Source organism: Niveispirillum fermenti (assembly GCF_052474395.1).
Map to the genome: position 1 here is coordinate 392720 of NZ_CP156681.1, position 19257 is coordinate 411976.

Genomic DNA, 19257 nt, shown 5'->3' on the forward strand with positions numbered 1-19257 from the left:
ATTGCTGTCGAACATGTGACAACTAAGAGAGGTGGCCCCGTCTGATCGGACAGCTTGGCGGCAGGAATAAGCTAATCCCGGTTGTCGTTACGCCGCCACTTTGTCGTATGGGCCTGTTGACGATCCTGCCGGGGTTAACCCCGGCAGGATCGTCGGTCCGGTTTGATGATATGCCTCGTCCGGTGTCCGTCCCGCTAGCGCCGAATGCGGGCGCCGGGCATTGTAATGTCCAATCCATGTCGTCAGCCCGGCCCGCAGTTCAGATCCGGTCTCGAAGGCATGCAGATAGACGCATTCGTATTTCATCGACCGCCATAGGCGCTCGATAAAGACATTGTCCATCCACCGGCCCCTTCCATCCATGCTGATCTTGATGTTCCGGTCCTTCAGCAAGCTGGTGAAACGCGGGCTGGTATATTGGCTGCCCTGATCGGTGTTGAAGATTTCCGGGGTGCCATGGCGGGCCAGGGCCTCCTCCAGTGCCTGGATGCAGAAATCGGCATCCAGGGTGTTTGACAGCCGCCAGGCCAGGATCTTGCGCGTCGCCCAATCCATGATCGCCGTCAGATAGAGAAAGCCCTTGCGCATCGGGATGTAGGTGATGTCCGAGCACCAGACCTGATTGGGCCGGTCGATCACCAGCCCCTTCAGCAGATAGGGATATGTGGGGTGCTGCGGATGCGGCACGCTGGTCCTGGGCTTCTGATAGATCGGCGCCAAGCCCATCCTGCCCATCAGCCGGCCGATCCGCTTGCGGCCGACCTCATGGCCCAGGCGCCGCAGATGCCGGGCCATCTGCCGGGCCCCGTAATAGGGCGTTTCCAGGAACTGCTCGTCGATCAGGCGCATCAGCGACAGGTTCAGCGGGCTCTCCGGCGCCGGCCGATGGTAAACCCCGGACCGGTTCAGCGACAGCAAGGCGCATTGCCGGACAATCGACAGGCCCGCGCGGTCCCGTTCAATCATTTGGCGCCTCTGATCAAGCCCAAGCGAACAGAGGCGTCCCGCAAAAAATCCCGTTCCACCACCAACTGACCGATCTTGGCGTGCAGCTTCTCGACATCCGCGCCGCTGACCGCAGCGTCCGGCTCCACGGCTTTGCCGGAAAACGTCGCTGCCATCCCCTCGATCGCCTGGCGCTTCCATTGCGCGATCATCGTGTGGTGGATCGCGTACTTCGCCGCCAGTTCCGCCAGGGTCTGTTCACCCTTGATCGCCTCAAGCGCGACCTTCGCCTTGAATTCCCCCGAATACCGCTTCCGCGTCACCTTGCCCATCAATCCTCGTCCTTCCAGCAGACGGGATTAGCTTATCACCCTGTCCGATTTCATGGGGCCACCTCTAAGTACCCCACAACGTTCTGGCAATCACGCACGGACCTTGTGGGAAAATTCAAAATGCCGACCCCAATTGCAGTCACCGTATCGGATGCCGTCAAGGCAACCGGGATGTCGCGCACCTCGATCTACGAGGCGTTGAAGCGCGGCGATCTCTCTGCCAGGAAGGCCGGGCGGCGCACATTGATCTCCTTCGCCGATCTCGAAACCTATCTGGCCAGTCTCCCGAACTATCAGGCGGGAGCATAAGCCATGGTAACGCTCAAACGCCCAAACCGAATGCAGGTTGGACCCTCATGTTGCGGCTGGTTCCAGTCGCTCCCCTATAGCGCGGGGTTGATAGGATTGGATGCAGGCAGCCCGCTTATGGCATTCACTATCCACGCGGCGGGGTATGTCATGGCAATGCTTGATGGGGGGCTGTCATGAATCGGCAGCCCTTCCCCACCCATCGGCTTGCCGCATTGGCCCTTCTGAACAGCGACCACCGGTTCAGTCGCAAGGCCGGGCAATTCCTTGGTCAGCTTGCCGTTGATACCGCCCCTATGAGCGAGGCTCAGGCGGATTGGCTGGACAAGCTGCTTGACCGTTCAGGCCTGCCACCCATGGCAGCGGGAGGCGAATGATGGACGCCTACCCCAATGCACCCGGACACCGGGCGGTCGATACCTCAATCGCCGCTGCGGAAGCCCTGGCTCCCGCGCTCGGACGGCTCCAACGCATGGCAGAAGGCGCAATCCGTGAAGCGGGCGCACAAGGTCTCACTGCCGATGAACTAGCGGCCCGGCTCAATATGGACCGCTGGTCAATCCAGCCACGCACCAGCGAATTGAAGCGCAAGGGTGTGATCCGGGACAGCGGCATCCGCAGACCAAACCGCACCGGCAAAATGGCCATCGTCTGGATTGCCTCATAATGGCCGCTGCCATAGCCCGACCGAACGGCAAGGCCGGGCAAGGGCGTGCTTTTGAAACTTCACCGGTTTGCTGTTTCGGTGAAGTTCCAATCGCACCGCTTCAACGGCAAATGCGCGCAAGTCCGCCCATTTCAGCCGATGGCACGATGGTTGCTGTAAAGTACATTACCTCTGGTGTGGCAGCCCTTTCCGCTACCAGCCCCGGCAGAGGGGGTGCGCGCAACCGTGCCGACCGGGAAAGCCATGCCCTGACAGGCGCTCAGGTTGCCAACCTGAAAGCCGCTGAACGCTTCGCGGAAAAGATCGGGCGGCCCCTTACCCGTATGATCACCATTCATTGGGAAGCAGCCGGGGTGCCGCTGGGCGAAATGGCAAAGGCTACCGGTCGGTTCACCGATCTCATGACAAAGGCACTTGCTCGACATGGAAGCCCTACGGCATGGCTTTGGACACATGAAAATGTGCCCGGCAATGGCCATGCTAAAGGTGGTCACTGTCATTTGCTTGCCCACGTTCCCGCCCCCCTGGTGCCCGCTCTAACGGCGTTGCAGCGCGGCTGGCTTCGTCGGATCACCGGACGGCCCTATCAGGCGAGGGTAATCCACAGCAAACCCATTGGCGGGCGGCTTGGCCTGGAAACCGGTAATCCAGACCTCCACGCCATCAATCTGGAAACAGCGCTTTCCTATGTCCTGAAAGGGGCAAGCCGCATGGCCGCGTCACAATCCAGCCTGGAGCGGTTGCAGCCGGGCGGGCGCGTCATCGGCAAGCGGTGCGGCACGTCTCAGAACATCGGCGCTACAGCGCGTAAGACAAGGAATTGACCATGAAACAGGAAACCACTCCCACAACCACGGCTAAACGGAACGATGCGCTTAAGGTGTACGCCAAGGACGGCGATAACCTGCCGCGCGCTACCGCAACAGCGATCCTGGCCACATCATTTCGCCACGCCATCACAACTTCACACCTCCACAAGGCGCAATTTGGCAGCATGGAAGATGCGCCCGGTTATGGCGATTACGCAGACGGCATTCGGCAACTCGGCGCGCATGCTGTTACAGGGGATTTGGCGTTTGCCAGTGAATTGCTCGCTGTTCAGGCCTTGTCCTTGGACAATATGTTCACGGAAATGGCCCGGCGCATGGCACTCAACATGGGCACACATATGGCGGCAACCGAAGCCTACGCCCGCATTGCGCTGAAGGCTCAGGCACAATGCCGGGCTACCCTGGAAGCGCTGGCAAAACTTCACCAGTCACCCGAACAAACCGTGCGCCATGTGCATGTGAACGAAGGCGGCCAAGCCGTCATTGCCGACCAATTCCACCACCATGCGGGGGGATGCCAAAATGCAGAAGCCACCGAACAACCCCATGCAGCCGGAACCGGCGCGACTCAGGGCAGCCCCACGATGCTTAGCCATGACGCGCAATGGAACGGCTTGCCAAGCCCCTGCGATCAAGGGAGCGAAGCGGTGCCGGATGCACGGCGGCAGAGGTAGTGGTGCGCCTGAAGGCAACCGTAACGCCTGGAAGCATGGTACCCGATCTGCCGAAACATTGGCAGCCGCTCAATACCTAAACAGGATTGCGCGAACGGTAGGCCATTGAACCGGCCTGCACCGCTGCACTTGGGGAACCCGATAGCCCAGCGCGCCACCTATCGGGGAGCGTTTATGGGAATTTCAGCGCCCCACCGCCAATTGTTCAATAGATTCAAGGGTGAATGGCGGAGAGGGTGGGATTCGAACCCACGGTACCCTTGCAGGTACTTCGGTTTTCGAGACCGACGCGTTCGACCACTCCGCCACCTCTCCGCAGCCTTCGCCAGATCAGAAGCCAGGATGGTCGTCCCCGGCACCGGCGAAGTGGCGGGGAACCTACACAAAGCCTTTGCGGAGCGCAACACTCCTTTTTTAAGCCACCCGACATTATATAAGAGCGGCATGCGGTGAATCGGCGGCACCCTTGCAGGCCGGGCGGGGCCGGAACCCAAGGGAAAGAGTTGGTTCCCGGTTGACAGCCCGTCTCGGACAGGTATATTCCGCCGCCTCTGGGAACGGAGCCGGTTCGGCTGCCGTATTCCTTTTTGCGGCAGAATGGAAGGGGCCGTCCCATTGGCGGGGGTTCCCGGATCTTTAAGAAGTGGTGGTTAGAATGTTCGCAGTCATCCGCACCGGCGGTAAGCAGTACAAGGTCGCGGCCGGCGACGTCATTCGGGTCGAGAAGCTGGCCGGTGAGGCTGGCGCCTCCCTGAAGCTGGACGAAGTCCTGCTGGTCAGCAACGAGGGCACCACCACCGTCGGGTCCCCGCTGGTTGCCAATGCCTCTGTCACGGCCGATGTCGTGGCCCAGGACCGCAACGACAAGATCATCATCTTCAAGAAGAAGCGCCGCCAGAACTACCGCCGGAAGAACGGCCATCGTCAGGAAGTGACGGTGCTGCGCATCACCGGTATCCAGGCCTGAGCGCCTTTTTGAAGCTATCTGGTAAGGAGTAGGTTCCATGGCACATAAAAAGGCAGGCGGCTCGTCCCGCAACGGTCGTGATACCGCCGGTCGCCGTCTGGGCGTGAAGCGCTTCGGTGGCGAATCGGTTCTGGCCGGCAACATCCTGGTCCGTCAGCGCGGCACCAAGTTCCATGCCGGCCCGAATGTCGGCATCGGCAAGGACCACACGCTGTTCGCCCTGGTCGACGGCAATGTCGAGTTCAAGACCGGCCTGAAGGGCCGCACCTACGTGGCCGTCAACGGAAACGTTGCAGAGGCCCCGGCGGTCGCCGCCGAGTAAGGTCTGCCGCCGGTTTCGGCCGGTGTCCGGAATGTGACGGGTCGGGGGAGCGGGCAACCGTTCCCCCGATTTGTTTTGTTTGGGCTTTGATCCCCGCTGGGCGTGAAGGGCTGCGCGTCGCGTGGCCTGTCACCTTACCCGATCCACCCCGACAGCATGCCGCCCCCACGACAGCGGGGGCCCGGGGGCGATGGAACCGGCGGCAGGGCCTATGCCCCGCCTTTGTCCCCGCCTTCGCGGGGACAAAGGCTAGATGCCCCGGGCAGGATTGCCTGTACGGGGCCCTGTTCTCTCTTTGGCTTTCGCGGTGCCGCCATGAAGTTCCTCGACCAGTGCAAGATCTTCCTGAAAAGCGGTGACGGCGGGCCCGGGGCCGTGTCCTTCCGGCGGGAGAAGTTCATCGAATATGGCGGGCCCGACGGTGGCAATGGCGGGCGTGGCGGCGATGTCGTGATCGAGGCGGTGGACGGCCTGAACACACTGATCGACTATCGCTATCAGCAGCATTTCAAGGCCAAGCGCGGCGATCACGGCATGGGCCGGTCCCGGTCGGGCGGGCGCGGCGACGATGCCGTGCTGCGCGTGCCCGTCGGCACCCAGGTGCTGGACGAGGACCAGGAAACGGTGATCGCCGACATGACCGAGGTCGGCCAGCGCGTGGTGCTGCTGCGCGGCGGGGATGGCGGCTATGGCAACGAGCATTTCAAGACCTCCACCAACCGCGCCCCCCGCAATTTCGGCCCCGGCTGGCCGGGGGAGGAGCGCTGGGTCTGGCTGCGGCTGAAACTGATCGCCGATGCCGGGCTGCTGGGCCTGCCCAATGCCGGCAAGAGCACCTTCCTGGCCGCCGTGTCGCGCGCCCGGCCCAAGATCGCCGATTACCCGTTCACGACGCTGGTCCCCAACCTGGGCGTGGTGAAGGCGGGCGAGGAAGAGTTCGTCATCGCCGACATCCCCGGCCTGATCGAGGGCGCGCATGAAGGCCATGGCCTGGGCACCCGCTTCCTGGGCCATGTGGAGCGCACGCGCGTGCTGCTGCATCTGGTGGACGGGACGCAGGAGGATGTGCAACTGGCCTACCGCACCATCCGGCGTGAATTGCGCATGTATGGTGGCGGGCTGGCCGACAAGAAGGAGATCGTCGTCCTCAACAAGGTCGACGCCCTGACCGAGGAAGAGATCGAGTTCAAGCGCACCAAGCTGCGCCGGTCGGCGAAGAAGCCGGTGCTGGTCATGTCGGGTGCGGCCGGCCAGGGCGTGCAGGAGGTGCTGTATGCCCTGCTGAACATCATCAAGGAAGGCCGCGCGGCGGAGGATATCGCCGCCGAGGAGGCGGCCTACCGCGCGCGATATCGGCCGATCGAGGAGTGACCGGGACCTGTGGTGCCGTGCTCCGCCGTTGACACCCGCCCCAACATCCCTATCTTTGCCCGGTTGAGCGCAGGGCCCAGCCCTCCGCCACCCTCATCTTGCGGAAAGGCCCCGGCATCGGGGTGACGGCGTTGAAGAAGAAGCTGTTCATCAAGACCTATGGCTGCCAGATGAATGTCTATGACAGCGACCGCATGGTCGATGTCCTGGCGCCGCTGGGCTATGAGCCGACGGACAGGCCCGACGGCGCCGACATGGTGATCCTGAACACCTGTCACATCCGCGAGAAGGCGTCGGAGAAGGTCTATTCCGAACTGGGCCGCATCCGGCTGATGCAGAATGACAAGGCGGCCGAGGGTGGTCGCATGGTGGTGGCCGTCGCCGGCTGTGTGGCGCAGGCCGAGGGCGCCGAGATCATGATGCGCGCGCCCCATGTCGACATGGTTTTCGGGCCGCAGACCTATCACCAGTTGCCGGAGATGGTGGTGCGCGCGGTACGCGGGGCCGGCGGCGTGGTCAATACCGACTTTCCCGTGGAGAGCAAGTTCGACCTGCTGCCGGAGGAAGGCTTCCGACCCCAGGGCCCGGCCGCCTTCCTGTCGGTGCAGGAGGGTTGCGACAAGTTCTGCACCTTCTGCGTCGTGCCCTATACGCGCGGATCGGAATATAGCCGCGCCGTTTCGCAGGTGCTGGCCGAGGCCCGCCGCCTGGTTGGCCATGGCGTGCGCGAGATCACGCTGCTGGGCCAGAATGTCAACGCCTTCCACGGCGAGGGGCCGGATGGCAAGGTCTGGGGCCTGGGCCGCCTGATCCGCGCGCTGGCGGAAATCGACGGGCTGGCCCGCATCCGCTACACCACCAGCCACCCGCGCGACATGGATGACGACCTGATCGACGCGCATGGCACGGTGCCGCAACTGATGCCCTTCCTGCATCTGCCGGTGCAATCGGGGTCCGACCGCATCCTGGCCGCCATGAACCGCAAACATACGGGCGACGATTACCGCCGCCTGGTGGACCGGTTGCGCCAGCGCCAGCCCGATCTGGCGCTGTCGTCGGACTTCATCACGGGCTTTCCCGGTGAAACGGACCAGGATTTCGCCGACACGCTGCGGCTGATCACCGATGTCGGCTTCGCCCAGGCCTACAGCTTCAAATATTCCGCCCGCCCCGGCACCCCGGCCGCATCCCTGGAAGGCCGCCAGGTGGACGAGGCGGTGAAGGATCAGCGCCTGCAGGCCGTTCAGCAGTTGCTGAACGCGCAGCAGGTGGCCTTCAATCAGACCCTGGTCGGCCGGACCCTGACCGTGCTGTTCGACCGGGTGGGTAAGCACGAAGGTCAGTTGCTGGGCCGCAGCCCCTTCATGCAATCTGTCCATGCCGATGCACCCGCCCGCCTGATGGGTCAGATCGTCGAGGTGGCGATCGACGGTGCCTTCGCCAACAGCCTGTCCGGCCATGTCGTGACGGGCGAGACCCTTACCCCGGCCGGCCGCCCGGTCATGGAGGCACACGCTTGACCACCCTGGAACTGTCGTTCGACGACAACCGCCTGCTGCCCCTGCTGTTCGGTGAACATGGACGTTTCCTGACACGGCTGGAGCAGCAGACGGGCGTGCGGCTGGTATCGCGTGGCAATGTCCTGTCCATCTCTGGCGATGCCGCGTCGACCGACGCGGCCCGCGCCGCCGTTCTGGCCCTGTGGGACCGGGTGAAGGCCGGGATGCCCGTGGGACCGGGCGAGGTGGACGCCGCCGCCCGGCTGGCGATCAGCACCGACGTACAGACCGGGGGTGTCGCGCTGGCCCAGATGGCCGACCCGCGCGCCGGTCTTCGCACCAAGCGCCGCACCATCACCCCGCGCAGCGCCACCCAGGCCCGGTATCTGGAGGCCCTGGCGGAACATGAGCTTGTCTTCGGGCTGGGGCCGGCGGGCACGGGCAAGACCTATCTGGCCGTGGCCCAGGCCGTCAGCCTGCTGATGCAGGGCTCGATCGAGCGCATCATCCTGTCGCGCCCCGCCGTGGAGGCGGGGGAACGGCTGGGCTTCCTGCCCGGCGACATGAAGGAAAAGGTCGATCCCTACCTGCGCCCGCTCTATGACGCGCTGCATGACATGCTGCCGGGCGACCAGGTGACGAAGCGGATGGAAACCGGCGTGATCGAGGTGGCACCGCTGGCCTTCATGCGCGGCCGCACCCTGAGCCATGCCTTCGTCATCCTGGACGAGGCGCAGAATACCACGCCCATGCAGATGAAGATGTTCCTGACCCGCCTGGGCGAAGGCAGCCGCATGGTGGTGACAGGGGACATCACCCAGATCGACCTGCCCTCGGGCCAGAAATCCGGGCTGCGCGAGGCCCTGTCGATTCTGCGCGGGGTTGATGGCGTCGCCTTCGTGGAATTCACCGACCAGGATGTCGTGCGCCACCCGCTGGTCGGCCGCATCGTGCGCGCCTATGACGCGGCGGAACGTACCGGTGCGCCGGCGGCGGGGGCCTGATCCGCGATGACCGACCGCGTCGATCTTGCCATCAGTATCGAGGATGAGCGCTGGGAAGCCCTGGCGACCGGTGTGGAGGCGCTGTGCGCCCGCGCCGCGCGTGCCGCCCTGGACGCCGCGCACGCGCAGGACCCGGATTGGCTGCCCGCGGGGCCGCTGGAGATGTCGCTGGTCCTGGCCGATGACGCGACAGTCCAGGATCTGAACAGAAATTACCGTGGCAAGGACAAGCCCACCAACGTCCTGTCCTTCGCGCTGTATGCCGATGGCGGCGAAGATGGCACGGAAGGCGAATGGGACGAAACCATCGACGAAATCGATCATTCCGATGAAGCCGATAGCGAAGATGACACGGAATTCCTGTCGCCAGACGCCCCGGTTCCTGTAATATTGGGCGATGTGATCCTGGCGTTTGAAACGGTGGACCGCGAGGCGCGCGAACAGGGCAAGGCCTTGGCGGACCATCTGACCCACCTGGTGACCCATGGGGTGCTGCACCTGCTGGGTTACGACCATATCGAGGATTCCGAGGCCGCGTTGATGGAACGGCTGGAAACCCAGATCCTGTCGGGGCTCGGCATTGCCGACCCCTATGCCGGGCGTGATCCGTCGGACGGATACCACGCGCCCGACGACCCCGGCGATACCGCCGGGCATCCGGGGCGACCGCCCCCGGACCCGTCCCCATAACCCCTGAAAGATGATGGCCGACCTTAGCGACAGTCGATCGCCCCGCGAGGACGGGGCCGAAGAAAATGGAACCTTCACCCAGCAGCTTCGTGGCTGGCTGCGGTCAATCCTGGGGGTACGCGGGGGCGAGACGCTGCGCGACACCATCGAGGAACTGATCGAGGAGACGGGTTCCGCAGAAGCTTCCATGGCGGAGGGCGAGCGGACATTGCTCGCCAATATCCTGAAGCTCCGTCATCGCACCGTGGTGGATGCCATGGTGCCGCGGGCCGACATTATCGGCGTGCCGCTGGATATCCCGCTGACCGACCTGATCCTGCGCTTCGCGACCGAGGCGCACAGCCGCATGCCCGTCTACCGGGAAGAGCTGGATGACGTGATCGGCATGGTCCACATCAAGGACGCGCTGGCCTGCGTGGCCGGGACCCGTCCCTTCGACCTGGCCGCCATCACGCGCGAGGTCATGATCGTCACCCCCAACATGCCCGTTCTGGACCTGTTGCTGAAGATGCGGCAGAAGCGCCAGCATCTGGCCCTTGTCGTGGATGAGTTCGGCGGCATCGACGGGCTGGTCAGCATCGAGGACCTGGTGGAGGAGATCGTCGGCGACATCGAGGATGAGCATGACGACGCCAAGACCAACGCGCTGGTGCCCCGCCCGGACGGCACGCTGCTGGTCGATGCGCGCATCCCGGTGGAGGAGTTCGAGGCCCAGCTTGGACGCTATTTCCAGCCGGAGGAGCTGGAGGATGTCGACACGCTGGGCGGGCTTGTTTCCTCCATGGCCGGCCGGGTGCCGTCACAGGGCGAGACATTCCAGCATCCGAGCGGTCTGGCCTTCGAGATCGTCGATGCCGACCCCCGGCGCGTCAAGATGCTGCGTGTCCGCAATCTCGCCACGAACGGCACCGATGATGCCGATGAACCGCAGCGGGCGGTGGGCTGACCTTCCCACCCTTCCGGCCGGGCGCCGGTGCAGGGGACGTGGTCATCCACACCCCTGATCAGCCATCCGGCCGGGAAGCACGGGTTCCCCGGCCATATAACCGCCCAACCGCACAGCGTGGCCGTTCGCACCCCAAGCCAGGGCAATCCCTTCATGACCGACCATGCCGTTTCATCCCGCATCGACCGGCTGGCGGCGCGGTTCGTCATGGCACGCGGGCGGGCGCGGCTGGGCCTGGCCGCCCTGGCCGGGGCGCTGGCCACCCTGGCACTGCCACCGGCCCATCTGCTCCCCCTGCTCTGGCTGGCGGTGCCGGCCCTGATCTGGCTGCTGCGCGGATCGTCGCGCAAGCGGGACGATTTTGCCATCGGCTTCGCCTTCGCCGTCGGTCATCATGTGCCGGGTCTCTATTGGATCAGCGCCGCGCTGTTCACCGATATCGGGCGCTTCTGGTTCATGCTGCCCTTCGCCCTGCTGGGGCTGCCGGCCCTGCTGGGCCTGTTCCTGGGGGCGGGCATGGTGGCCCATGGGTGGGTCCGCCGCCGGCTGGGCCTGATCGGCTGGGCCGAGGCCGCTTGTCTGGCACTGGCCTGGACGGCCGTGGAATATCTGCGCGGACACCTGTTCACGGGCTTTCCCTGGAATCTGATCGGCTATGGCTGGGTGCCCGTGCTGCCGGTGCTGCAGACGGTGTCGGTGACCGGCATCTATGGGCTGTCGCTGGTCACCATGCTGGCCGCCGCCCTGCCCGCCGCCCTGTCGGGGCCGAAGCCGTCCTGGCGGCCGGCGCTGGCCGGTCTGCTGGCGCTGGCGCTGCTGGCCGGCTGGGGCGGCTGGCGCATGACCGGCCAGGGGCTGGGCACGGTGGAGAACGTCACGCTGCGCCTGGTCCAGCCGAACATCCCCCAGACCCTGAAATGGCGGGAGGAACAGAAGCTGGCCAACCTGCGCCACCTGATGGATCTTTCCCGCGCGCCGGGCCATGACCGGGTCACGCATGTGATCTGGCCGGAAACAGCCGTGCCCTATTGGATGTCATCAGACAATGATGATGCCGGTCAGCGCCCCTTGCTCGATTATCTTGCCGACGCGGCCCCGCCGGGCGGTGCACTGATCACGGGCGGCAACCGGCTGGACAGCGACGGTGACGGCAACCAGTCCTATTTCAACAGCCTGTTCGTCGTGACCGGCGATGGCCGCGTGACCGCCAGCTTCGACAAGTTCCATCTGGTGCCCTTCGGGGAGTACCTGCCCCTGCGCGGCCTGCTGCCCAAGGGCATGACGGCTGTTGCCGCGGGGGCCGATTTTTCCCCCGGCGATGGTCCGCGGTCGCTGACCCTGCCGGGGGCCCCGCCGGCCAGCCCGCTGATCTGCTACGAGGTGATCTTTCCCGGCGCGGTGATGCCGGGGGCGGGCGATGCTGCCCGGCCGCAATGGCTGCTGAACCTGACCAACGATGCCTGGTACGGCCACACGGCCGGACCGTACCAGCATTTCGCCATCACGTCCGTGCGGGCGGTGGAGGAAGGCATTCCCCTGGTCCGGGTGGCCAATACCGGCATTTCCGGGGTGGTTGACGCCTTTGGTCGTATACGCGGATCTATTCCCCTCGGCCAGGGGAGTATCCTCGATATCGCACTACCCGAAGGCGCGGATTCCGTGCCATTGTATGCTCATTACGGTGATGCGATCCTCGCTATTGTCTGGCTCGGAGTTTTGCTGACAACCATCCTGAGCCGGCGCCGGACGCTGTGAAACGTGGGTGAAATGCGGGTGAAACGCGGCATTTCCCTGGGGATAAACGGCCCGTTTACTATATTTTCCGGCCTTTAGGGCGCGATCGGAACACCGCAATTGCTACCGAAGAATAGGGCATGCCTCTTGACGACATGCAAACGTATGTCGCAGGATCGGCACAACACCATTCTGGAGGTTGTTTCCATGCAAACTGAAACCCGTGGCCGTCGTGGTGGCGGCCGGCCCAAGTTGGGCAAGCCGAATCCCATCGACGTTCATGTCGGTACACGTGTTCGCCTGCGGCGCACGCTACTGGGCATGAGCCAGGAGAAGCTGGGCGAGGCCATCGGTCTGACCTTCCAGCAGGTGCAGAAATACGAGCGCGGTGCCAACCGGATCGGTGCGTCGCGCCTGTTCGATCTTTCGCGTGTCCTGGACGTGCCCGTCTCCTTCTTCTTCGACGATATGCCGCATCCTGACGGCTCGCCGAACCCCGCGCCCACCCCCATGCCGGAAGCGGGCGAACCCGACCCCATGGCCAAGCGCGAAACGCTGGAACTGGTGCGCGCCTATTACCGGATCACCGATCCGGCCGTGCGCAAGCGTATCTTCGAACTGGCCAAGGCCGTGGCCGGCGCCTCCGACGCGGCGTGACGGCGGCCGCCCGCCGCCCTTTGGCACGGAGGGGGGCCGCCCTGCGGCAAAGCGGGAATGAGCGCACCGCGCTTGACCCTTGTGGAAAAGATTGCGACAAACGCGCGTGCTCGGGGAAACCGGGCAGCGCGTTTTTCACTTCACGGTTCCAACCCTGTTCAGCCGAGGCGTCGCAAGTGGCCAAATCGAACTTCGTCTTCACCAGCGAATCCGTGTCCGAAGGCCATCCGGACAAGGTGTGCGACCGCATTTCCGATGCCGTTGTCGACCTGTATCTGGCCCAGGACCCCTATGCCCGCGTCGCTTGCGAAACGCTGGCCACCACCAACCGCATCGTCATTGCCGGTGAAGTGCGCGGCCCCGAAGGCCTGCTGGGCCAGGTGGAAGAGGTTGCCCGCGCCGCAGTGAAGGATATCGGTTACGAACAGGATGGCTTCCACTGGAAGAATGCCGAGGTTTCGGTCTTCCTGCATGCCCAGTCGGCCGACATCGCCGTCGGCGTGGACGCCGCTGGCAACAAGGACGAGGGTGCGGGCGACCAGGGCATCATGTTCGGGTATGCCTGCAACGAGACGCCGGCCCTGATGCCGGCGCCGATCTATTACAGCCACAAGCTGCTGAAGGGTCTGGCGGATGAGCGTCACAGCGGCGCCACCCCCTGGCTGGGCCCCGACGCCAAGAGCCAGTTCTCCCTGCAATACCGCGATGGCAAGCCCGTGGGCGCCACCTCCGTCGTGCTGTCGACCCAGCATTCGGAAAGCGTCAGCCAGGAAGAGATCCGGGAGACCGTGCGCCGCCATGTCCTGTCCGTCCTGCCCGATGGCTGGATGTGCCCGGAAGAGGCGTTCTATGTGAACCCGACGGGCCGCTTCGTCATCGGCGGTCCCGATGGCGATGCCGGACTGACCGGCCGCAAGATCATCGTGGACACCTATGGCGGTGCAGCCCCCCATGGCGGCGGCGCCTTCTCCGGCAAGGACCCGACGAAGGTCGACCGGTCGGCCGCCTATGCCGCCCGGTATCTGGCCAAGAACGTCGTCGCCGCCGGCCTGGCCGACAAGTGTACGATCCAGCTTTCCTACGCAATCGGCGTGTCGCACCCGCTGTCGGTCTATATCGACACGGCCGGCACCGGCCGCGTGGATGAGGACAGGCTGTCCGACGTGCTGCGCGATCTGATGAACCTGTCCCCGCGTGGCATCCGCGAGCATCTGAAGCTGAACCGCGCCATCTATGCCCGCACGGCCGCCTATGGTCATTTCGGGCGCGAGCCGGATGCCGACGGCGGCTTCTCGTGGGAAAAGACCGATCTGGTCGATGCCCTGAAGTCGGCTTTCGGTGCCTGATCCGGGCAGGGCGGGGGCCTGCCCCGCCCTGCCCCACCCGTGCCTGCCGCAACGGCCCGCCTGCCCGGCGGGCCGTTTGCCATTCAGCCCCTCGCCGCGTTCTTTTCCTTCCCCCCCATCACGCCCTGGTCGAGCCGCCCCATGTCCGAGGACAGCATTCCCCATCGCAAGGTTCTTTATGGCCGCCGCCATGGCCGCCCCCTGCGCCGGCACCGGCAGGAGGTCATGGACACGCTGCTGCCACGCATGAAGCTGGTTGCTCCGGAAAAGGGCGCGCGGCTGGACACCGCAAGCCTGTTTGCCGAACCCAAGCGGGACCTGTGGTTCGAGGTCGGATTCGGCGGGGGCGAGCATCTGGCCTGGCAGGCGGCCCGGAACCCGGAGATCGGCTTCATCGGCTGCGAGCCGTTCGTGAACGGCGTGTCCAGCCTGCTGAAGCATGTCGAGGAAGGCGGGCAGAACAATATCCGCGTGGTTCCCGACGATGCGCGGCCCATCCTGGACGCGCTGCCCGACGCATCGGTGGGGCGGGCCTTCGTGCTGTTCCCCGATCCATGGCCCAAACTGCGCCACGCTTTCCGCCGCTTCATCGGCCCCGACAATCTGCCGCGCCTGTCGCGCGTGCTGAAGGATGGGGCCGAACTGCGGATCGCATCCGACGATCCGAAATTGCAGCGCTGGATGCTGGAACATATGCTGCGCCATCCGGATTTCGAATGGCTGGCCAGAACGGCGCAGGATTGGCGCGTCCGGCCCGAAGATTGGCCCCAGACGCGCTACGAGAAAAAGGCGCTGGAGGCAGGACGAAGCCCAGTGTTCATGCGTTTCATTCGCAAAATACGCGAAACCTGACCTTAAGAATCGGTCAGACCCGGCGTTTTCAGTGGAAACTGACCTTTCGCACTCTCCAAAATCGCGCAACTGGGGCGCATCATTCCGACCCTATGATTTCCGTTCCAGGTGGAACGACCAGGCCTCGCTACCCTGTCCCCAAGGGGGAGAACAGGAAGCGCGGAAAGGGGGAGGAAGGAATGATGCGACTCCGCGATTTGCAGATCGGGATGAAAGTGAACCTCGCCATGGGCCTGCTGGCCCTGATCGCCGTGATCATGGCGGGCATGGGTCTTTATGCAATGTCCGTGTATCAGACCGAGGTCGAGCGGATGGGCCGTGAAACGCAGCGGGCCGTGCTATCCGAACAGATCAACGGCCTGATCAACGCCGTCGTGATGGACAGCCGCGGCATCTACATGGCGCGCGACGCGGAGGAACTGGAGCGGTTCGCCCGGACCCTGACGGCCAGCCTGGATATCCTGGACCGGCGGCTGGGGGAGTATGAGGCCGTGATCGACCCCGCCGCCGCCGTGCAGATGCGCGATGCCATCACGCGGGGCCGCGAATTCATCCGTTTCCGCAGCGACATGACCCGCGCGGGCCGCACCGACGGGGCCGCCGCCGCCCGCGCCATCGGCGACAACGAAGCCAACCGCGCCAATCGCAAGGCCTTCAACGAGGTGATGGTCAAGCTGTCCGCGCAGCAGGTGTCACAGGTCCTGGCCGGCATCGACGGGCTGGCCGCCTTCGGCCGCCATGAGAGGCTGGTCATGCTGCTGGTGGCCGGCTTTGGCATCGCCCTGTCCGTAGCCTTTGCCATCTGGCTGGTGTCGCGGCAGGTGACGGGCCCGCTGGCCGCGGTGACGGGCACTGTCCGCAACATGGCCGGCGGCGACCTGTCGGCCACCGTGCCGGAGACGGGCCGCGCCGATGAGGTGGGACAGATCGCGCAGGCGCTGGACGTGTTCAAGCGTGGCTTGCTGGAAGCGCGCCGGCTGGAAGCCGAGCAGAAGGCCGAACAGGCCGCGAAGGAGGAACGGCGGCAGCGGCTGGAACGGCTGACCGGTGATTTCGCCGGCAAGCTGGGCCAGGTTTCCACGGCGCTGGCCCGTTCCGCCCAGGAGATGCGCGTGAGCGCGGAGGGCCTGTCCGGCGCGGCCCGCGCCGCCGCCAGCCAGGCGGCCGAGGTCGCCACCGCATCCGACGAAAGCGCCGCCGGCGTGCAGAGCGTGGCGGCCGCGACGGAGGAGATCAACGCCTCCATCGCCGAGATCGCGCGCCAGGTGGTGGAAGCCAACAATGTCGCCCGCACCGCGGTGGAGGATGCCAGCGAGACAAGCCGGACCATGGACGGGCTGCAAGGGGCCGCCACGCGCATCGAGGAGGTGGTGGGCCTGATCCAGGGGATCGCCGCCCAGACCAACCTGCTGGCCCTGAACGCCACCATCGAGGCAGCGCGCGCCGGGGAGGCGGGCAAGGGTTTCGCCGTCGTGGCATCGGAGGTGAAGCAGCTTGCCATGCAGACGGGCAAGGCAACGGAGGATATCACGACCCAGGTCGCCAGCATCCAGCGCGAGACGGGTGCCGCCGTCACCGCCATCGCCCGCATCGCCAACACCATCGACAAGATCGGGGAAATCACCACCGCCCTGGCCGCCGCCATCGAGGAACAGCAGGCCAGCACGAACGAGATCGCCCGCACGGTGCAGGAGGTGGCGAACGGCACCCAGGCCGTCTGCAATGCCGTCCAGGGCGTCAGCAAGGCCGCCGCCAATACCGGCGGGGCCGCCGGAACGGTGCATGGCACGGCATCGGACCTGACGCATCAGTCCGAGGTGCTGAACACCGAGGTCGACCAGTTCGTGAAGACGCTGATGGCCGCCTGACGGCCGGTGCGACAAAGACGGGGGCCGGGCCATCGCTGGCCCGGCCCCCATGCCTATGCTTACAAGGTCAGGGCCGCAGGGCCCAGCCGATCAGGGCCTTTGCTTCGGCCCCGTCCCAATGCGCGGCCCCGGCCAGGCGCCCGATCTCCCGCCCGTCGGCATCGACCAGGATGGAAAGCGGCAGCCCTTCCTTCAAGGGAAAGGCCTTCATGGAGGCCATCTTCTGATCCAGATAGATGGGCAGCGCGGTCAGGCCCGTCTTCTCGAAGAAGGGCCCGACCTCGTTCATCCCGCCGCGATCGACGGAAATGGCGACGACCTGGAACCGGTCGCCGCCCATGTCGGCCTGCAGCCGGTCCAGCGCCGGCATTTCCCGGATGCAGGGGGCGCACCAGGTCGCCCACAGATTGATCAGCAGCACCTTGCCCTTGAAGGACGCCAGATCCACGGGCTGCCCCGTGGCGTCCATCACGGTCAGGGCGGGCAGCGCCGGGCGTTCCGCATTGGCCACGAAGGGGCGCGACTCGCCCTGGAAAATCGGCATGGCGGCGGGTACGGCGGCGGCCGGCGTGGAATTTTCCGTCTTCTCGCCACAGCCCCCCGTCAGAAGAATTGCTGTACCCACGGCCACGATTGTTGCGATGCGTCGGAAAATCGCCATTCTGCCCTCTGTCGAACTTTGCCGGACCTTCGGGTCCCTTTGCTGCCAGCAACAGAGTTCGTGCCCGGCGGCCCCGCCGTCAACCCTGGAAACTGACGCAAGACGACGATGACCGACAGCCAGAACCCCAGCGACCAGACCGGAACCGATGCCAATGCGCTGTGGGGCGGGCGATTCGCCAGCGGTCCCGCCGCCATCATGCAGCAGATCAACGCCTCCATCGGGTTCGACCAGAAACTCTGGGCCCAGGACATTGCCGGGTCGAAGGCGCATGCCACGATGCTGGCGGCCCAGGGCATCATCACCGCCGAAGACCGCGATGCCATCCTGAAGGGGCTGGACCAGGTCGCCACGGAGATCCGAGAGGGCCGCTTCTCCTTCACGGTGGAGAACGAGGATATCCACATGAATGTGGAATCCCGCCTGAAGGAGATCATCGGGGAACCCGCCGGCCGCCTGCACACCGCCCGGTCGCGCAACGATCAGGTGGCGACCGATTTCAAGCTGTGGGTCCGCGACGCGCTGGACCGGCTGGACACCGACCTGCAGGCTTTGCAGGCGGCCCTGATCGACCGGGCCGGACAGTTTCCCGACCTGATCATGCCGGGCTTCACCCATTTGCAGACAGCCCAGCCCGTCACCTTCGGCCATCACCTGCTGGCCTATGTGGAAATGCTGGGCCGTGACCGCGCCCGGGTGCGCGATGCCCGCGCGCGCCTGAACGAAAGCCCCCTGGGCTCCGCAGCACTGGCCGGCACGCCCTATCCCATCGACCGCGACGCGACGGCGCGCATGCTGGGCTTTGACCGGCCGACGGCCAATTCGCTGGACGCCGTGTCCGACCGTGATTTCGCGCTGGACTACCTGTCGGCGGCCAGCATCTGCGGCACCCACCTGTCACGCCTGGCGGAAGAGATCGTGATCTGGTGTACCAGCCAGTTCCGGTTCATCCGCCTGACCGACGCCTTCACGACCGGCAGTTCCATCATGCCGCAGAAGCGCAATCCCGACGCCGCCGAACTGGTGCGCGCCAAGGTGGGGCGCGTCATCGGCGCGCTCAACGGGCTGCTGATCGTCATGAAGGGGCTGCCGCTGGCCTATTCCAAGGACATGCAGGAAGACAAGGAGCCCGTGTTCCAGGCCGACGAGACGCTGGCCCTGTGCCTGGCCGCCACCACGGGGATGATCCGCGACCTGACGCCGGACCCGGCCGCCATGCGCCGGGCCGTGGAGGCGGGGTTCCCCACGGCCACCGACCTGGCGGACTGGCTGGTGCGCAGCCTGGGCGTGCCGTTCCGCGACGCCCACCACATCACGGGCCGCATCGTGAAGCTGGCCGAGGAGGCCGGCACGGGCCTGGCCGAGGTGCCGCTGGACCGGATGCAGCAGGTGCATCCCGGCATCACGGAGGCGGTCTATGCCGTGCTGACGCTGGAAGCGTCGGTGGAAAGCCGCACCAGCTTCGGCGGCACGGCGCCGTCGCGCGTGCGCGAAGCGGTCGAGGCCGCCCGGAAGCGCTTCCTCTGATCTGCCGCCCCGGCCCGCAAGGGACCGGGGCCTTGCTTCCCCCGACAAGGACGCCG

General features: G+C 65.4%; 20 protein-coding genes and 1 tRNA gene. 18 read left to right on the forward strand and 3 right to left on the reverse strand.

Annotation, left to right across the window (positions count from 1 at the left end):
* Nucleotides 1-87: 87 nt before the first annotated feature.
* Nucleotides 88-1277, reverse strand: a protein-coding gene (locus ABC728_RS13290) for an IS3 family transposase (protein ID WP_416622366.1) whose coding sequence is annotated in 2 segments (ribosomal slippage) — nt 88-1001 and nt 1001-1277 — 1191 coding nt in all. Because the reading frame shifts where the segments join, the coding sequence is not laid out codon by codon here.
* Nucleotides 1278-1448: 171 nt separating this feature from the next.
* Between ABC728_RS13290 and ABC728_RS13295 the strand changes: the two genes are divergently transcribed.
* The 5 genes from ABC728_RS13295 to ABC728_RS13315 all read left to right on the forward strand — a co-directional run bounded on the left by ABC728_RS13295 (nt 1449) and on the right by ABC728_RS13315 (nt 3866).
* Nucleotides 1449-1586, forward strand: coding sequence for a helix-turn-helix domain-containing protein (locus ABC728_RS13295; RefSeq protein WP_445376567.1), 138 nt, complete (start codon nt 1449-1451; stop codon nt 1584-1586).
* 373 nt (nt 1587-1959) lie between these two features.
* The gene (locus ABC728_RS13300) at nt 1960-2253 is read left to right on the forward strand and encodes a hypothetical protein (protein ID WP_416618823.1); all 294 of its coding nucleotides are present in this window, start codon (nt 1960-1962) and stop codon (nt 2251-2253) included.
* Nucleotides 2253-3077: a hypothetical protein gene (locus ABC728_RS13305; protein ID WP_416618824.1), complete on the forward strand. Its 825-nt coding sequence runs from the start codon at nt 2253-2255 to the stop codon at nt 3075-3077. The genes ABC728_RS13300 and ABC728_RS13305 overlap by 1 nt, the downstream gene beginning before the upstream one ends.
* 2 nt (nt 3078-3079) lie before the next feature.
* Nucleotides 3080-3757, forward strand: coding sequence for a hypothetical protein (locus ABC728_RS13310; protein WP_416618825.1), 678 nt, complete (start codon nt 3080-3082; stop codon nt 3755-3757).
* Nucleotides 3678-3866, forward strand: coding sequence for an HGGxSTG domain-containing protein (locus ABC728_RS13315; protein ID WP_416618826.1), 189 nt, complete (start codon nt 3678-3680; stop codon nt 3864-3866). Before ABC728_RS13310 ends, ABC728_RS13315 begins: the two co-directional genes overlap by 80 nt.
* A 116-nt stretch (nt 3867-3982) precedes the next feature.
* Here ABC728_RS13315 and ABC728_RS13320 read toward each other — a convergent pair.
* Nucleotides 3983-4072: transfer RNA gene (locus ABC728_RS13320), tRNA-Ser, on the reverse strand.
* Nucleotides 4073-4412: 340 nt separating this feature from the next.
* Here ABC728_RS13320 and rplU point away from each other — a divergent pair.
* From rplU to ABC728_RS13380, 12 genes are all read left to right on the forward strand, one after another.
* Nucleotides 4413-4724 (forward strand): 50S ribosomal protein L21, encoded by a 312-nt coding sequence (gene rplU / locus ABC728_RS13325; RefSeq protein WP_416618827.1) that lies wholly within the window; start codon nt 4413-4415, stop codon nt 4722-4724.
* A gap of 37 nt (nt 4725-4761) precedes the next feature.
* Complete coding sequence (rpmA, locus tag ABC728_RS13330) at nt 4762-5046, forward strand: 50S ribosomal protein L27 (protein ID WP_416618828.1); 285 nt, start codon at nt 4762-4764, stop codon at nt 5044-5046.
* Between the two features lie 315 nt (nt 5047-5361).
* Entirely contained in the window at nt 5362-6417 is a 1056-nt protein-coding gene (obgE, locus tag ABC728_RS13335) for a GTPase ObgE (protein ID WP_416618829.1), read from the forward strand.
* Nucleotides 6418-6548: 131 nt separating this feature from the next.
* On the forward strand, nt 6549-7937 hold the full coding sequence (gene miaB, locus ABC728_RS13340) for a tRNA (N6-isopentenyl adenosine(37)-C2)-methylthiotransferase MiaB (protein ID WP_416618830.1): 1389 nt from the start codon (nt 6549-6551) through the stop codon (nt 7935-7937).
* Nucleotides 7934-8920, forward strand: coding sequence for a PhoH family protein (locus tag ABC728_RS13345; RefSeq protein WP_416618831.1), 987 nt, complete (start codon nt 7934-7936; stop codon nt 8918-8920). Before miaB ends, ABC728_RS13345 begins: the two co-directional genes overlap by 4 nt.
* A 6-nt stretch (nt 8921-8926) precedes the next feature.
* Entirely contained in the window at nt 8927-9610 is a 684-nt protein-coding gene (ybeY, locus tag ABC728_RS13350) for an rRNA maturation RNase YbeY (RefSeq protein ID WP_416618832.1), read from the forward strand.
* Between the two features lie 10 nt (nt 9611-9620).
* Nucleotides 9621-10556, forward strand: a complete 936-nt coding sequence (locus tag ABC728_RS13355; protein WP_416618833.1) for a hemolysin family protein — start codon at nt 9621-9623, stop codon at nt 10554-10556.
* Nucleotides 10557-10709: 153 nt separating this feature from the next.
* On the forward strand, nt 10710-12311 hold the full coding sequence (gene lnt / locus ABC728_RS13360; RefSeq protein ID WP_416618834.1) for an apolipoprotein N-acyltransferase: 1602 nt from the start codon (nt 10710-10712) through the stop codon (nt 12309-12311).
* 186 nt (nt 12312-12497) lie between these two features.
* The gene (locus ABC728_RS13365) at nt 12498-12947 is read left to right on the forward strand and encodes a helix-turn-helix domain-containing protein (protein WP_416618835.1); all 450 of its coding nucleotides are present in this window, start codon (nt 12498-12500) and stop codon (nt 12945-12947) included.
* A 176-nt stretch (nt 12948-13123) separates the two neighbouring features.
* Complete coding sequence (metK, locus tag ABC728_RS13370) at nt 13124-14293, forward strand: methionine adenosyltransferase (RefSeq protein ID WP_416618836.1); 1170 nt, start codon at nt 13124-13126, stop codon at nt 14291-14293.
* Between the two features lie 141 nt (nt 14294-14434).
* Nucleotides 14435-15145 carry a tRNA (guanine(46)-N(7))-methyltransferase TrmB gene (gene trmB / locus ABC728_RS13375; RefSeq protein ID WP_416618837.1) on the forward strand — a complete coding sequence of 237 codons (711 nt, stop codon included), beginning with the start codon at nt 14435-14437 and terminating at the stop codon, nt 15143-15145.
* Between the two features lie 179 nt (nt 15146-15324).
* Nucleotides 15325-17013, forward strand: a complete 1689-nt coding sequence (locus ABC728_RS13380; RefSeq protein ID WP_416618838.1) for a methyl-accepting chemotaxis protein — start codon at nt 15325-15327, stop codon at nt 17011-17013.
* 67 nt (nt 17014-17080) lie between these two features.
* Here the strand turns inward: ABC728_RS13380 and ABC728_RS13385 are convergent, their stop codons facing one another.
* Nucleotides 17081-17674: a TlpA family protein disulfide reductase gene (locus ABC728_RS13385; RefSeq protein WP_416618839.1), complete on the reverse strand. Its 594-nt coding sequence runs from the start codon at nt 17672-17674 to the stop codon at nt 17081-17083.
* 108 nt (nt 17675-17782) lie between these two features.
* Here ABC728_RS13385 and argH point away from each other — a divergent pair, with 108 nt between their 5' ends.
* A complete protein-coding gene (gene argH / locus ABC728_RS13390) occupies nt 17783-19201 on the forward strand; it encodes an argininosuccinate lyase (protein ID WP_416618840.1) in 1419 nt (472 codons plus the stop codon).
* Nucleotides 19202-19257 lie beyond the last annotated feature (56 nt).

Excerpts from the sequence above, each read along its gene's own strand:
- ABC728_RS13315 (WP_416618826.1), top strand. The coding sequence starts at position 3,678 with ATGACGCGCAATGGAACGGCTTGCCAAGCCCCTGCGATCAAGGGAGCG.
- argH (WP_416618840.1), top strand. The coding sequence starts at position 17,783 with ATGACCGACAGCCAGAACCCCAGCGACCAGACCGGAACCGATGCCAAT.
- ABC728_RS13305 (WP_416618824.1), top strand. The coding sequence starts at position 2,253 with ATGGCCGCTGCCATAGCCCGACCGAACGGCAAGGCCGGGCAAGGGCGT.
- ABC728_RS13355 (WP_416618833.1), top strand. The coding sequence starts at position 9,621 with ATGATGGCCGACCTTAGCGACAGTCGATCGCCCCGCGAGGACGGGGCC.
- ABC728_RS13300 (WP_416618823.1), top strand. The coding sequence starts at position 1,960 with ATGATGGACGCCTACCCCAATGCACCCGGACACCGGGCGGTCGATACC.
- ABC728_RS13385 (WP_416618839.1), bottom strand. The coding sequence starts at position 17,674 with ATGGCGATTTTCCGACGCATCGCAACAATCGTGGCCGTGGGTACAGCA.
- rplU (WP_416618827.1), top strand. The coding sequence starts at position 4,413 with ATGTTCGCAGTCATCCGCACCGGCGGTAAGCAGTACAAGGTCGCGGCC.
- ABC728_RS13310 (WP_416618825.1), top strand. The coding sequence starts at position 3,080 with ATGAAACAGGAAACCACTCCCACAACCACGGCTAAACGGAACGATGCG.
- ABC728_RS13380 (WP_416618838.1), top strand. The coding sequence starts at position 15,325 with ATGATGCGACTCCGCGATTTGCAGATCGGGATGAAAGTGAACCTCGCC.
- obgE (WP_416618829.1), top strand. The coding sequence starts at position 5,362 with ATGAAGTTCCTCGACCAGTGCAAGATCTTCCTGAAAAGCGGTGACGGC.
- ABC728_RS13295 (WP_445376567.1), top strand. The coding sequence starts at position 1,449 with ATGTCGCGCACCTCGATCTACGAGGCGTTGAAGCGCGGCGATCTCTCT.
- ABC728_RS13365 (WP_416618835.1), top strand. The coding sequence starts at position 12,498 with ATGCAAACTGAAACCCGTGGCCGTCGTGGTGGCGGCCGGCCCAAGTTG.
- trmB (WP_416618837.1), top strand. The coding sequence starts at position 14,435 with ATGTCCGAGGACAGCATTCCCCATCGCAAGGTTCTTTATGGCCGCCGC.
- lnt (WP_416618834.1), top strand. The coding sequence starts at position 10,710 with ATGACCGACCATGCCGTTTCATCCCGCATCGACCGGCTGGCGGCGCGG.
- rpmA (WP_416618828.1), top strand. The coding sequence starts at position 4,762 with ATGGCACATAAAAAGGCAGGCGGCTCGTCCCGCAACGGTCGTGATACC.
- ybeY (WP_416618832.1), top strand. The coding sequence starts at position 8,927 with ATGACCGACCGCGTCGATCTTGCCATCAGTATCGAGGATGAGCGCTGG.